The organism is Psychromonas sp. KJ10-5, assembly GCF_055808325.1.
The window spans coordinates 1,080,605-1,094,546 of sequence record NZ_CM147864.1 but is presented as its reverse complement, the minus strand read 5'-3'; the positions used below and the strand labels follow the sequence as shown (position 1 = coordinate 1,094,546).

General features: G+C 36.9%; 13 protein-coding genes. 7 read left to right on the top strand and 6 right to left on the bottom strand.

Annotated elements, in window-relative coordinates; genetic code table 11:
- Positions 1 to 150: 150 nt before the first annotated feature.
- The 5 genes from AC0L3W_RS04940 to AC0L3W_RS04920 form a co-directional block, all read right to left on the bottom strand.
- Entirely contained in the window at positions 151 to 2,151 is a 2,001-nt protein-coding gene (locus AC0L3W_RS04940) for a CHASE2 domain-containing protein (protein ID WP_409439521.1), read from the bottom strand.
- Positions 2,152 to 2,161: 10 nt separating this feature from the next.
- Complete coding sequence (locus AC0L3W_RS04935; protein WP_409439522.1) at positions 2,162 to 2,755, bottom strand: OmpA family protein; 594 nt, start codon at positions 2,753 to 2,755, stop codon at positions 2,162 to 2,164.
- Positions 2,756 to 2,758: 3 nt separating this feature from the next.
- Positions 2,759 to 3,202, bottom strand: coding sequence for a FecR family protein (locus AC0L3W_RS04930; RefSeq protein ID WP_290038239.1), 444 nt, complete (start codon positions 3,200 to 3,202; stop codon positions 2,759 to 2,761).
- A 284-nt stretch (positions 3,203 to 3,486) separates the two neighbouring features.
- Positions 3,487 to 3,765, bottom strand: coding sequence for a hypothetical protein (locus AC0L3W_RS04925; RefSeq protein WP_409439523.1), 279 nt, complete (start codon positions 3,763 to 3,765; stop codon positions 3,487 to 3,489).
- A complete protein-coding gene (locus AC0L3W_RS04920; RefSeq protein ID WP_409439524.1) occupies positions 3,743 to 4,960 on the bottom strand; it encodes a carboxypeptidase M32 in 1,218 nt (405 codons plus the stop codon). Before AC0L3W_RS04920 ends, AC0L3W_RS04925 begins: the two co-directional genes overlap by 23 nt.
- A gap of 376 nt (positions 4,961 to 5,336) precedes the next feature.
- On the opposite strand from AC0L3W_RS04920, the gene AC0L3W_RS04915 reads away from it, so the two are divergent.
- On the top strand, positions 5,337 to 5,750 hold the full coding sequence (locus AC0L3W_RS04915; protein WP_290038241.1) for a hypothetical protein: 414 nt from the start codon (positions 5,337 to 5,339) through the stop codon (positions 5,748 to 5,750).
- 40 nt (positions 5,751 to 5,790) lie between these two features.
- The gene (locus AC0L3W_RS04910; protein ID WP_409439525.1) at positions 5,791 to 6,198 is read left to right on the top strand and encodes a hypothetical protein; all 408 of its coding nucleotides are present in this window, start codon (positions 5,791 to 5,793) and stop codon (positions 6,196 to 6,198) included.
- Between the two features lie 22 nt (positions 6,199 to 6,220).
- On the opposite strand, the gene AC0L3W_RS04905 is transcribed toward AC0L3W_RS04910, so the two are convergent.
- Positions 6,221 to 7,132, bottom strand: coding sequence for a LysR substrate-binding domain-containing protein (locus AC0L3W_RS04905; RefSeq protein WP_290038243.1), 912 nt, complete (start codon positions 7,130 to 7,132; stop codon positions 6,221 to 6,223).
- 112 nt (positions 7,133 to 7,244) lie between these two features.
- Between AC0L3W_RS04905 and AC0L3W_RS04900 the strand changes: the two genes are divergently transcribed.
- From AC0L3W_RS04900 to AC0L3W_RS04880, 5 genes are all read left to right on the top strand, one after another.
- On the top strand, positions 7,245 to 9,239 hold the full coding sequence (locus tag AC0L3W_RS04900; RefSeq protein ID WP_409439526.1) for a CocE/NonD family hydrolase: 1,995 nt from the start codon (positions 7,245 to 7,247) through the stop codon (positions 9,237 to 9,239).
- Between the two features lie 18 nt (positions 9,240 to 9,257).
- Positions 9,258 to 10,796: a BCCT family transporter gene (locus AC0L3W_RS04895; protein ID WP_409439527.1), complete on the top strand. Its 1,539-nt coding sequence runs from the start codon at positions 9,258 to 9,260 to the stop codon at positions 10,794 to 10,796.
- A 169-nt stretch (positions 10,797 to 10,965) separates the two neighbouring features.
- Entirely contained in the window at positions 10,966 to 11,196 is a 231-nt protein-coding gene (locus tag AC0L3W_RS04890) for an alternative ribosome-rescue factor A (RefSeq protein WP_409439528.1), read from the top strand.
- Positions 11,197 to 11,500: 304 nt separating this feature from the next.
- The gene (locus AC0L3W_RS04885; protein WP_409439529.1) at positions 11,501 to 12,217 is read left to right on the top strand and encodes a metal-dependent hydrolase; all 717 of its coding nucleotides are present in this window, start codon (positions 11,501 to 11,503) and stop codon (positions 12,215 to 12,217) included.
- A 332-nt stretch (positions 12,218 to 12,549) separates the two neighbouring features.
- Positions 12,550 to 13,932 (top strand): endonuclease/exonuclease/phosphatase family protein, encoded by a 1,383-nt coding sequence (locus AC0L3W_RS04880; protein ID WP_409439530.1) that lies wholly within the window; start codon positions 12,550 to 12,552, stop codon positions 13,930 to 13,932.
- Positions 13,933 to 13,942 lie beyond the last annotated feature (10 nt).

Sequence of the window (13,942 nt, the reverse complement as noted above, 5' to 3'; positions counted from 1 at the left end):
TAATGCAATATTGCTATTTCTGGCTAAAATAGAGCGATAACATGAATTAATACTAATAATTATTTTGAGCGAGTTAAACGAATTAAAGAGGGTTAAACGTTTATTATATTGAGCTTGTATTTTAATAAAACTTAATTGCAGTACTGATAACTAATCATCTATTGTCTGCGCGATATAAAGCAAATCTTTTTTTATTTCGATAAAAGCATCAACTACATCTGGGTCAAAGTGTTCACCTGACGCCTGTTTAATATAACTAAAGGTGTCTTCAAAACTCACTGCATTTTTATAAATACGCTTATTAATCAATGCGTCAAATACATCAGCGACAGCCATTACTCTAGCGGATAGAGGAATAGCATCGCCCTTCAGCCCTAATGGATAACCACTTCCATCCCACTTTTCATGATGATAATTTGCAATTTCTACCGCAATATTAAGGTAAGGATTGGGGCCTAGTTTCTTAATAGTTTGTCTTAAAATATCGCCACCTAAAGCAGCATGAGTTCTCATAATAACCAGTTCATCGGTAGATAATTTACCCGGTTTAAGTAAAATATGATCGGGAATGCCTACTTTTCCTATATCGTGTAAAGGCGATGCGGCAGAAACAAATTGAATATAGTCATCATTAATTTCATGTTTATATTTAGGGTTTTTCTGTAGCTGTTTAATCAGCGTTTTAACATATAATCGAGTTCTGGTTATATGTCCGCCTGTTTCAGAATCCCTTAATTCCGCTACTGTTGCCATACAATCAATGATAGATAGATTAGCGTTAGCAATAGCATTTTGTACAGAGGCTAACTGCCTTTCTGAGCGATAATATTTTAAAGTCGTCATTACAATAAAGCTTGTTATTAAGCTAACGATAGAAATAAATGGAGATAGGTAAACCTGCGCATTATAAAGTAGGATTGGCGGCAGGATCAGTAACATACAAAATAATGAAACAGCTGATATATTTAAAGCCGTCACGTTTTTTCTGGCCATTAATAAAGAGAGTAATGCACCAATGACTAGGATCATAATCGACTCTAGTTGCTCAAACCACACAGGTAGGGTTAACACATCCCCACTGATTACATTGTCGATTAACGTTGCATGTAATTCAATGTTAGGAAAAACAGGATCTAAGTAAGTATTAGAAACATCATTCAATGCTGATGCCGTTGCTCCGAGTAACACTATTTTTCCGGTAAAGTAATCAGGTGAAATAGTGCCACTCAATAACTTCAGCATTGGAATCGTTTGATAGTGACGTCCTTTCCCTCTAAAGTTTAAAAGTGCATCACCAGATTGATCAACGGGGATATGATTATTATGTAGCTCAACCGTAGCCCCTAAACCCCTATTCTTGATAGTAAACTCACTGCCTAAAGTAACCGTTAGCCCAGCAAGAGAGAGACTTGGTATTAATTGATTATTATATTGTTTTACAATAGGGATCCGTCTTACTAGACCATCTTTATCTATGCTGGGATTAATAAATCCAGTTGAAGCACTGTGTTGGTAAAACTGCCGTAAAGGGCAAATGATGCCGTTATAATATTCAAGGTTTAGGTTGGTTAGGCTATTTCCTCCTCTATCAACATTGATTGATTTATCACTGGATTTTTCGAGATAGCGATTGACGCATTGAACTTGTTGACTCACTTTGTGTTGAGAAAGTAAAGAAGGAAGAATCACAGGTGCACCATCAATGACCTGTGAAAAGTAAGTATCATAATCTTTTAACGCTTGTGGGATAGACATCAAATCTAGATCGATTGCAAATTGTGATGCAAAAAGTTGTTGAATGTTTACTAGAGATGTACGGTCTTTCTCTGATAATAATATATCCATTAAAATAGATGATGGCATACCTTCAATAATGATACGTAATGCTTCAGCAATTTGAAAACGAGGCCATGGCCATTGACCAATGGCTTCTATACTCTGGTCATCAATATCAATAATGATGATGCTATTATTAGGCTCCGAATGTGGATAATAACTGCTATAAAAATCGTATACTTTCCAGTCTAATGTTCTCTCATTAATGGGCGTTGAAATTGTGTAATATGCAAACAAAGTAGCAACAAGAAAACCGGCTAATGAGGGTAAGTATTTTGTTAGTTTACTAACAATGGCTTTTAAGTCACTTATCATGAATAAGGCATTACCAAATTTCAACTTCTACACGTCTATTTTTTGGTTCAACCTGTTTATGGGATTTGATCAGTGGATCACTCTCTCCATGTGAATCTATTCTATATTCAGCCTCTTTAATATTCTCAAATTGTAATAATTTAGCAACGGCATTTGCTCTTTCAGTAGAGAGCTTCAAATTGTATTCAGTGCTTCCTGCAGCGTCAGAATGACCAATAATATTGATAATAGGTGCTTTTCTTGCCTTAGCAGCTTCAATAATAGTAGGTACTAGTAATTGAGAGCCATTAAGTAATACCACACCATTACTTTCAAAATAAAGTAGGAATTTTTCTGGTTTTTGAGGTTGAATGGCGAATAAGGCTGCATGTTGTAACTTTATCTTTTGTAAGTCGACTTGTTCAGGAGGTGTTGGGCTATCAACGTCAGAAGTGACAATTACAGCATATCCTTGCTCATCAACAACTTGTGAGCCTGATTCATTTAAAACAATGATTTTGCTATTTTCTTTATCGTCAGGGAGTAACGTCACAGTGGTGGTTGTGGACTGAGTAGCACTCAATACCGCAACAAATGCAAAGGTGATTAAAATAAACATTTCCATATATTAATCCACTTCTACTAAGAACTTTGTACCACGCACACCGATTGTTGCTTCAGGTGTTTGTACTTTAATTGACTCAGGGGATAATTCGCCAAGTTTACCTGATGAATAAATTGCACTGCCATTTTGGATCATGACATCAAAGGAGTATTGCTTTTTCTTAGGAGAGAACAAATAACGATTAATAATAACTTGAGAGCTTGGACCAATTGATAACTGCGTACCATCAATAAAGACAAGCCCAATACTACTGTTGTCCTCTGTATCTATTAAATAACCTTCGTAAACCTTATCATTCAATTGAGCGTCGACTATTGTTGACCCTAATTGGATTGATACTTTTCCTTGTAAGGCTTTTATAGTGCCTATGTAAGCAGGCTCAGCGACAGCAGAAAAGCAAATAAAAGAAAAAGTAAATATTAAGTAAGAAAATACTCTGAGTACCATACACATCCCTTTAGCATGATTTATGAATAAATTTCATTTACAACTATACAAACCTATAATAGATAAACAAAATAATAATACAATAGCATTAAAATATAATTGTGCTGGGGCGGTGTATTTTCTTAACTATTGATTTTAAAGTGGCTGTGTTTACTTTTAATAAGTTAGATCAACTCAAAAAATACAAAGGCATATTAATTTTAATCATGAGGACTAGAATCTAGATTTGGACATTAAAGAAAATGAAGGCTAAACAATCGCTCGTATAGCCTTCTTGCCTACGATTATAAATAACGCGTTTCTAAATGCTTTTTAAAATGTGCTGTATTTAAGGTTTCACCTGTAGCACGCTTGATTAGTTCGTCAGTAGTATGCAGTGAACCTTGTGACCAAATGTTATCGCTTAACCATTTAAAAATTGGGCTAAGGTCACCACTTTTAATTGCACCATCAATATCAACTGTTTCCTGCATGGTTGCTTTATATTGTGCGGCATACATGGCACCTAGTGTGTAAGATGGGAAATAGCCAAAGGCACCATCAAATATCTTGCATGCATCCATTTTGATAATTACCTTTGGTGGAGAGCCCCAATGACGCTTGCATTTTCTCATCCCATAAGCCTGGTACATCGCTATGTTCGATAACACCATTGATTAAGTCGCGCTCTATTTCATAACGCATGATCACGTGTGCTGGATAAGTCAACTCATCAGCATCAACACGAATAAACCCTTTTTCAATTTTAGTGTAAATTTTATAGAGGTTCTCTTCTGCAAATACCGGATCTTGGTGTGCACGAAAGGCATCAGCAGATAGTTTAGATAAATGAGAGATAAAAGGCTTACTACGACCAATTTGCATCTCAAAAAACAGTGATTGAGATTCATGAACCCCCATAGAACGTGCTTCGCCAACAGGTAAACCTGCAAAAGCTTTTGGTAAACCTTGTTCATAACGCGCATGACCGGTTTCATGAACGATACCCATTAATGCTTGTACAAAGTCTCTCTCATCATAACGCGTAGTGATACGCACATCAGATGGAACACCGCCACAAAATGGATGAACACTTTGATCTAATCGCCCATGGTCGAAATCAAATTTCAATAATTTCATGGTTTCTATACCCAACGCTTTTTGACTAGATGTCGAGAAAGTGCCAGAAGGCATAATGATTGATTGTGTTCTCTGTTTCTCTAAAGCTTTTTCAATTAACTCAGGTAACCAAGTTTTTACATCTGAAAATAAAATATCTAATGAAGCTGTTGTTGTCCCTGGTTCGTATTTATCAAGCATTGCATCATAAGGTGTCAGTCCCAGCGCCTCACTACGAATTTTCGCTTCTTCACGAGATAGTTTAACGACCTCTTTCCAATTTTTTTCAAAGCCTTCCCAATCATTAACAGGACGTTGTGAACGCCACGCATGCTCACATTTAGAACCTGCGATAGACTGAGCCTGCACTAGTGCTTCAGGTACTATAGTAGCTTGTTGCCACTGTCGTTTCATTTCACGTAAGCTAGACTGCTGCTCACTAGATAATGACTCCTGTTGTGCTTTGTCAAACCACTCTCCAAGTTGTGGTTGTGTCGATAGGCGATGTACATGCACCGATAATTCAGCCATAGCTTGTGAACGGGCGTCATTGCCACCAGCTGGCATATTTGCCGCAGCATCCCAGCCCAACATCGATTGAGCATGATTAAAATGATTAATGGTTTGGTAATGCGCAGTAAGTTGGTCGTAGTTTGACATAATCTATTCGCTTCCTATTTTGTTTCAGCTTTATCAATCACATCTTATTATAGTCTTGCGGATTGGAACAGTAACGAATGACGTTGTTGGAAAGGTAATTGATATAACGTCAGTCACTTGATATTTGAGGGTAGAATGAGATGAAAAAACTTAATGTAAACTTCAGGGTAAAGGTAGCTAAATAAACACTTTTCAAAAAAGAAAAAGCAGAGGTTAGACAGATAATTTGAAACAACCTGTTAAAACTAATCCTTAATGGTTATATATTACTGTTCGTTTGTAAAACAACCATTATTAAATATTGATAATCAAATAAATATAAAATACCATCAATGGAGTAAAAGCTCATAAAACACTATCTTGTTGAGGGATTAACATGAAAATGACAAAACTATTATTATTTGCAGCTTGCGTAGCACCGCTATTAATTATCGACACTGCTCAATCAGCTATCAATAATCAATGCACTCAAATTGAAATTAACCAAGTGTATCAGCACGATCAACTCGAGCCTGGTAATACTGATAGTGTATCGGAAATATATGAAGCACAAATAGCTACACTCAATGACTTTGCCAAACAGCAAGGTTTGAATAAATTGACCATAAAGGCGATTCCACCAGAGCTTGATGCAGCTAACGCAAAACCGGAAAAGTCAGAAATAACCATTGCAATGACATTTGAAAGAGACAATGACGCGAGTATTATCGATAAAATAAATATAGAGCTTAAACCGCTTAATTTCTCTTATTCTGCAGTTATCTTAAAAAACATCCTTTGCGAAGTATAAAACCGCCAATCACTAATCTTTATTTAAACAAAGAGCGCTCATGAAAAACATTAAATCCCTGTATCTTGTACTTTGTTTAGCACCACTGCTGTTTATCAATAACTCTATAGCTGATGAAGTCGCCCCTTGTCCTACAGTTAAACTCAACCAAGTTCATTACTATCAGGTATTTAGCATCGATAAAAAGAGCAGCCTAACTGATTTATATAATAAACAGATTAAGTTACTCAACGCATTTGCAAGCAACAACAAATTGGAGAGATTTAAAGTACTCAACCAGGATATGAGTATTTCGGCTACAAGTTATATCCCTAATTTGTTAGAAGTTAATTTTTCGATATCATTTGAGAGTAAGTTTGACCAAAGTTTATTAGATAAAATTAACGCAGAATTTTCTCCTCAAAACTTTTCATTCTCTGTGATAAATATCGAAGAATGTGATGCATAAATGATATCAATATGCGTTGACATTAGCCTCGATATCCCCCTTTTTGTTGTTTTACCCACCCTACAAAGGTGTTAGCTGCAACATTATTCTGTTTACCAGCAATATGTAAAAAATACGCCTTTTCTTCGAACTCCATATAATCAGTGATGCTCACTAACTCTCCCTTAGCGATTAATTCTGACACATGCCAATCCCACACTAACGCTATGCCCGTATCATTTATCGCAGCTTGAATAACAGCAACTTGATCATCAACCATTAACGCATTATTTGGAATACGATAAGTTAACCCTGCTTTATTAGCCCAAGACTTCCACCCTTCCCAGAATGGCATTTCTTTTTTAAGCATGATTAAAGGTTGATCAAAGATACTTTGCAGGTCTATATGACCACCATGAGTTTCTAAAAATTTTGGACTACATACTAATTGAATTCGCTCTGCAAAAATTTGTTGGCAATTTTCATTTGCAGTTGCAATTGTTGAGTAATAAAAAGTCACATCATAGTTATCGCTTGCATCTATATAACGCTCATTACTAATAGTGATATTCAGCATAATGTCAGGATGTGCTTGTCTAAACTGTTCTATTTTTGGCAATAACCAGAAGTGCATAAAACATGGACCTACTTCTAAGTTGAGTGTCACTGCCGTCGAAGCGCCCTCTAGGACTTTGGTCTCCTCAGAAAGTATATCTAAAGCTTCTCTTACCCTTTGTAAATATTGATAGCCCTGTGCAGTTAATTGCACACCTTGCTTAGAACGAGTAAATAACTTGATATTCAAGAAGTTTTCTAGATTTTTAACCTGTTTACTCACCGCTGTAGTAGTCACGCATAGTTCGTCAGCAGCTTTGGTTAAACTGCCTAAACGTGCTGCTGACTCAAACACTAACAGATAACCTGTTGGTGGAATTAACCTAGACTTTATTGACACTTTACTGTTCACCCTTAACTTTAAGTTCAAGGTATATTAACTAAATAACGATTTACTAACAAACCTATCTGTCTAATATCATTTCAACCTTACAGAAAAAAGATTGAAATCAATGATTAAAGTGAAAGAGATCCGTCATGATTGGCTTACCCTTCCAGATGGAACACGTTTAGCGTTCCGAGCCTGGATACCACAATATGCTGTTGATCAACCAGTACCCGCCATTTTAGAGTTTCTACCGTATCGTAAAAGCGATGGCACAGTAGTACGTGATGAAATCACAATGGCACAAACAGCAGCACAAGGTTATGCCTGCATACGTGTCGATTTACGTGGATGTGGTGAATCTGAGGGTTTCTTTGACGATGAATATTCAGCTCAAGAGTTACAAGATGGTTGCGACGTGATTGCCTGGATAGCTGCACAGGATTGGTGTGATGGTCACTTAGGCATGGTAGGCATCTCTTGGGGTGGATTCAACTCTTTGCAAATTGCAGCACTTAGACCACCCGCTTTAAAAGCGATTATCACACAATGCTCTACCGATGACCGCTACAATAGAGATATCCACTTTGAAGGTGGCTGTTTATTAAACGACAATATGACCTGGGCAGCTTTCTTCTGGGCCTATGCACAAGCACGCTCGCCAGATCCATTATTGATCGGTCAAGATTGGCAAGCTGTTTGGCTAAATCGATTACAGAATATGCCGCAGTTGGCAACGCCTTGGATATCGCATCAAACTCGTGATGAATACTGGCAACATGGTTCAGTCTGTGAAGATTATTCTGCCATTGAAATCCCTGTGTATGCCATGGGTGGCTGGTCAGATGGTTACCGAGATACCGTGTTTAATCTGTTAACAAATTTAAATGGACCTAAAAAAGGTTTAATTGGACCATGGGCACATAAGTACCCTAATATTGCCTTCCCTAACCCTAAAATAGATTATGTGAAGGAGTCTGTTCGTTGGTGGGATCGTTGGTTAAAACAGGTCGATAACAAAATAGACCAAGAACCCGCATTACAATACTATTTACAAAACAGTGTCGCACCGCAAACCGATTATGATTTTCGTCCGGGTGCTTGGGTTAGCGAACCAAACTGGCCATCAACTAATACTCATCTTCAAACATGGTATTTATCAGCACGAGGGTTAAGTACTCAGCAGCAAGTTGCTGACTATAAAGTGCCTATCTGTTCTCCACAAACCACAGGATTAGATGGTGGTAGTTTCTGTGTGGGTATTCGAATTGATATGGAACAACCCGGTGATCAACGTGCTGATGATGCAGGATCTTTAGTATTCGACTCCGACATACTTACTGAAGATATGCCGATCGCAGGTCAAATAGAAGCACAATTTGCAGTTAGCAGTGATAAACAACAAGCCAACTTAGTAGTACGCGTATCAGATGTACACCCAAATGGTGAGGCCACACGAATTACTTATGGTGTATTGAATTTAACACATCGAAATAGTCATGAAACACCTGAGGCGCTAATTCCAGGCCATGAATATGATGTGAATATAAAACTCAATGCGATGGCTTATGTGATCCCCAAAGGCCACAAGTTACGCGTTGCCGTGTCTACTGCTTACTGGCCACTAATCTGGCCAAATCCAGAACAAGCGACATTAACTTTTAATACTCAAAAATGTGCGGTAATTCTACCACTTAATCAGCACCCGACCATCAGTGAAAACATTCCTGAATATCACAAACCAGTTACTTTTAATGGCAAAGAACTAGCGGCTTCAGAAAGCAAGCGTGTTGTTCATAAAGATTACAAAACCGGCATTACTACACTGGAAACGCGTGAAGACTTTGGCCGTCAATTTTATGAATCAGCACAAAGTGATATTCAATTCATTATGGATCAACAGCAATCAGTTCATCACCGCGATCCATTAAGTGCAAAGAATGATATCAAAGTAAAAGTTGATATGGGCAGGGAAAATTGGAGAACCACTATCAAGGGCCACTATGTGATGACCTGCGATAAAGATAACTATTATTTGCAAGTGCAATGGCGAGCTTATCAAGATCAAACCTTAATCTTTAGCAAAGATTTTAACGACACAATAAAACGAAACTTTACGTAACTAACTCAAGGATGACATATGATTAAAACAATAAGACCCTTGGTGTTCTTACCTACTTTCTTGATATTAGCCGCTGCGCTGATATTAAGTTTAGTAGATTTAGACACCTTTATTAAGGTAACGGGTAACCTTAACAGCAGTATTTTAAAGCACTTTTCATGGTTATTTAGCTTAGGAAGTTTCTACTTATTAGGTTTAGTTGTACTAACTTACTTTTCTAAACTAGGTACTGTACGAATCGGTGGAGATGGCAGTGAGCCAATGATTAAAAAACCACAGTGGTTTATGATCGTACTTTGTACGACTTTTGCCGTGGGAGTATTGTTTTGGACAACTGCAGAGCCTATCTATCACTTACATGCTCCACCAGCTAGCTTTGGTATTGAAGCAGCAAGTCCTAACGCCACTTTATTTGCTTTCTCTGCGATGTTTTTACACTGGGGACCAACCCCTTATGCAATTTATTGTGTTCCCGGGTTAATCTTTGCTTTGGCTTTCCATAATTTGAAAATGCCCTTCTCAATTTCAAGTTCACTACGCCCTGCATTTGGACGCTTTATTACTCCTGTTATGGCGGATATTATCGACTCATTAGCCTTATACTCGCTAGTCGTCGGTATGGCTTCTTCATTAGGTACGGGTGTGTTAACACTATTAGGTGGAATCAGTCAATATATTGATATTGAACGTAATACATTAACATTAGGTATTATCACTGCAATCATTGTAGGTACTTTTATTTTGTCTGCCATTAGCGGTTTAATTAAAGGGATTGCACGTTTATCTAACATTAACTTTTGGATGCTGATCGCACTCTTTGTATTCATCTTCATCTGTGGGCCAACACTGTATATTTTATCTATTGGAGTTGAAGGATTAGGTGCATTTTTGCAAAGCTTCTTCCGCTTAAGCTTATTTACAGGGCAAGCAGCAAATGATCCTTGGCCACAATGGTGGAGTGTATTCTACTGGGCTGTTTGGTTTGCTTGGGCTCCCATTACGGCAATGTTCTTAGGTAAAATATCTCGTGGTTATACGGTAAAAGAATTCATTCAAATAAATGTCATTTACCCAAGCTTATTTGTCTTCCTATGGATATCAGTATTCTCAGGTACCGCTATTTTCATGGATACCCAAAGCGCTGGTAAACTTTATGATGTATTAAATAATGAAGGCATTGAACAACTACTTTATTACATTATGAATGACTTACCATTCAGTGCAGTTACCTCATTCTTCTTGGTACTGATTGCCTTTATATCTTATGTAACGGCCGCAGATTCAAGTACTGATGCCATTGGTGATTTATGTACTAAAAACTTCACATCAGAATCTGATGCTAAAACGTCATTACCCATTAAAATACTATGGGGTACATTAATTGGTCTTGTTTCTTGGATAATGATAAGCACGGTAGGAATTGATGGTGTCAAGAAGCTATCATACTTAGGTGGATTACCAGCAACATTGATTATATTAGCTTGTAGTGCAACGTTAATATTATGGATTAAGAACCCGGGATTAGTCTCAGTAACAAGTAAAAATAATAAAGAGTAGTGAATAAACTAACCAACTAAATAAGTTATTTAGGCTAACAGAAATTATTTTCTGTTAGCCTTTTTTATGTAAAGTCATTGCTAAAAATAATGACTAAAATAGATAAATAAGCACTATTAAATTACAAATTTGCTGATAGACTGCGCGCACCTAAAGAGGAGATAAACAAATGGGTAAAAAACTTAAAGGTAACTCAGTACCGGCTGCTACTAGTAATGTCAGCGTCCAAGCACAAAAAATAACAGAGATCGGTCGTGGTACTATCAATCATTCGGCAATGGCCGCTTTAGTCACTAGTAAAGTATTTACGATGCGTGTTGAAAAAGCGAAAAAAGGCAAAGGTTCATTCAACCGTAAAGCAAAACATACAGGTAAAGAGAGTTATCAAATAGCCGCTTAGTTATACCAAAATATAATTGGCATGAAAATAATGCTAAGCGATATCTGATAACTCTCTTTCAAGATAAACCACAAGTATCAGTGCTTTAAAACATATTGAACGATACAGGTAACCCAAACTATCTGTATCGTTTCTCTCTCCTTTTAACCACTAAGTGACACCCCTTAATTAAAAATGTAAAACTACTATAATACTCATGAGTGTTAGGTACTGAGCAATATCAACATCCACATCATTAAAGATTATTGAATATTGAACTTTTCAATTGCTAAAATGCCCTATTATTTTTCTATCAAGAGATACAATGGCTAACTTCAATACTCATCTTAATACTGCTGTGATAATCACAGGTTTAGGCTCCGCTACCTTATTATCAGCAGGACATATCGATTTAAACAGCGCACTCTGGTTATGGTTTTTAGGTTCAATCGGCGGGCTATTACCAGATATAGATTCAGATAACTCTACTTCCCTCGATACTATTTTTAACTTATTTGCATTTAGTGCCGTCTTACTGGTGCTCCATTACATAACCACAGAATTAGTCATTGAAATTAGCTTTATCGAGTTAATCATAGTGCCTTTATTGGTTTACGGATTTATGAAATATATCATTAGAACTATTTTTGAGTGGATCACAGTACATAGAGGCAGCTGCCATTCTTTACTATTTTTAGTGTTAAGCGCGTTATTAACGACGCAAGTAACATGGCAATTGAATAGTCAATTAAATACAAAAGCAGCCATCTTTGCATGGTTAGCAGGTGGGTTTGTATTATTGGGTGGGTTAATTCATTTAATGTTGGATGAAATTTACAGTGTTGATTTAAGTAACGTAAGAATCAAACGCTCTTATGGAACCGCTTTAAAGGTAGCTGACTTCGATAATAAATTAATCACACTGACTTCGGTCGTTGCTATCGTAGGCTTGATCTATATTGCACCTCCTACAGAGCAAACTATCACTGCTTTAAGTGATTGGTCTCATTTTAGATTTCAAACATTTAATTTCACCTTTTAAAGGTAAAGTTAATAATATCTGCTGATATTGCACTCAATACTTTTCAAAAATCAAATTTAAGACTGACTCGTAGTATTGAGTGCATTCTCAATGGCCAACATTAAATAATACTCCATTACTTCATACTAAAAACCTTTCTATTTTATTAAGAAATACACTACTAACGAGATATTAATATCACTTAAAAGTACCAATAACGTAAATTTATTTGAATTGACTAATCAAACCTGTCTAAATGGTCAGGTGACATAAAAGTGCCATATTCGTTTGGCATGCTCATGACGCTAACGAATCATTTCTTAAATACTTTACAATAAATAGCGGAAGGTAAAATGGATTTTATAAAAACAATAGCAGCAGCTGCAGTCTCATTAGCTTTACTAACAGGTTGTAACGATGACTCTAACACGACAGAGCAAACCACTAATACCAGTGTACGTTTTGGAACTTATAACCTATCTTTTGACAGATATAGTTACGAAGAATTGGTGGAAGAGTTACAAATAATTTCTACTGAACAAGCAGCCTTAATGACTAAATGGTTTTCTGGTGATTTAACAGATGATGAATTAGAAACCGTTGAAAAAGTGATTCAAATAAAAAATGTAGCAGCTATTATTCAGAGTGAACGCCCTGCTGTATTGATGACGGCTGAATTCAATAATGATGGTACGGGTGATGATAAAGATGCATTAACAACTTTTCAAACTAACTACCTGTCAGTATCACAGAATGCGTTAGGCGCAACGTCTTCTGAGGAGCAATTACTCGACCCTATCGAATTTGGATACTCAGAGAGCTTCGCAACCAATATCGGCTTATTAAGTGACTATGATTTAGACCATAACGGTTCAATTGAATTACCCAATGATGCATGGGGTTTTGGTTATTATCATGGACAATACGCATTTGGATTATTATCACAATACCCAATCGATACTGACAATATTCGAACTTTCCAAACCTTTAAGTGGAAAGATATGCCTGGAGAAAGTAATCCTACTGTCACAAATTGTGAAGATGAAGATAATCCAATACCTGAGGGCTTGTCTTGCGGTGATAACTGGTATACCGATGAAGCTTGGGCAGAAAAACCATTATCGTCTAAAAATCATGTTGATGCTCCAATCATTATCCCAACAGCTAACGGTGATAAAACGATCCATTTGTTATTATCGCATCCTACACCACCCGTTTTCGATACGGTTACGGAAAATAATAAACTTTTAAATAGTGCTGAAATCAATTTTTGGAATGATTATATTTCAAATTCAGATTATATATACGATGATAATGGCGTCACTGGTGGCTTAGATGAAGAGGCTTCTTTTGTGGTAATGGGAGACCTTAACGCAGATCCAGAAAGTGGAGATGGTTACTTAGCAACTATACAAACTTTAATTAGTCATGAACGAGTCAATACAACAGCTACAACGGGAACTCATGTACCAACAAGCTTAGGGGCTAGTGAGTGCGTTGATAACGGGGATTGTGATGACACGACTTATCCTGAGCGCATCACTAGTACTTTTAGTTTACGTGTTGATTACGTTATCCCCTCTACAGATATGGAGGTGAATGATTCGTCGGTATTTTGGCCTGCATCCTATGAAAATGGACGTTTATTAGTAAATGATGAACGTGTAGGCTCATCAGGTACTGGTAAAGATTTGTCTTCTGATCACCGTTTAGTATGGATTGACACTAATATTTAATCACTATCAA

Excerpts from the sequence above, each read along its gene's own strand:
- AC0L3W_RS04940 (WP_409439521.1), bottom strand. The coding sequence starts at position 2,151 with ATGATAAGTGACTTAAAAGCCATTGTTAGTAAACTAACAAAATACTTA.
- AC0L3W_RS04885 (WP_409439529.1), top strand. The coding sequence starts at position 11,501 with ATGGCTAACTTCAATACTCATCTTAATACTGCTGTGATAATCACAGGT.
- AC0L3W_RS04895 (WP_409439527.1), top strand. The coding sequence starts at position 9,258 with ATGATTAAAACAATAAGACCCTTGGTGTTCTTACCTACTTTCTTGATA.
- AC0L3W_RS04925 (WP_409439523.1), bottom strand. The coding sequence starts at position 3,765 with ATGGATGCATGCAAGATATTTGATGGTGCCTTTGGCTATTTCCCATCT.
- AC0L3W_RS04890 (WP_409439528.1), top strand. The coding sequence starts at position 10,966 with ATGGGTAAAAAACTTAAAGGTAACTCAGTACCGGCTGCTACTAGTAAT.
- AC0L3W_RS04920 (WP_409439524.1), bottom strand. The coding sequence starts at position 4,960 with ATGTCAAACTACGACCAACTTACTGCGCATTACCAAACCATTAATCAT.
- AC0L3W_RS04880 (WP_409439530.1), top strand. The coding sequence starts at position 12,550 with ATGGATTTTATAAAAACAATAGCAGCAGCTGCAGTCTCATTAGCTTTA.
- AC0L3W_RS04900 (WP_409439526.1), top strand. The coding sequence starts at position 7,245 with ATGATTAAAGTGAAAGAGATCCGTCATGATTGGCTTACCCTTCCAGAT.
- AC0L3W_RS04930 (WP_290038239.1), bottom strand. The coding sequence starts at position 3,202 with ATGGTACTCAGAGTATTTTCTTACTTAATATTTACTTTTTCTTTTATT.
- AC0L3W_RS04910 (WP_409439525.1), top strand. The coding sequence starts at position 5,791 with ATGAAAAACATTAAATCCCTGTATCTTGTACTTTGTTTAGCACCACTG.
- AC0L3W_RS04935 (WP_409439522.1), bottom strand. The coding sequence starts at position 2,755 with ATGGAAATGTTTATTTTAATCACCTTTGCATTTGTTGCGGTATTGAGT.
- AC0L3W_RS04915 (WP_290038241.1), top strand. The coding sequence starts at position 5,337 with ATGAAAATGACAAAACTATTATTATTTGCAGCTTGCGTAGCACCGCTA.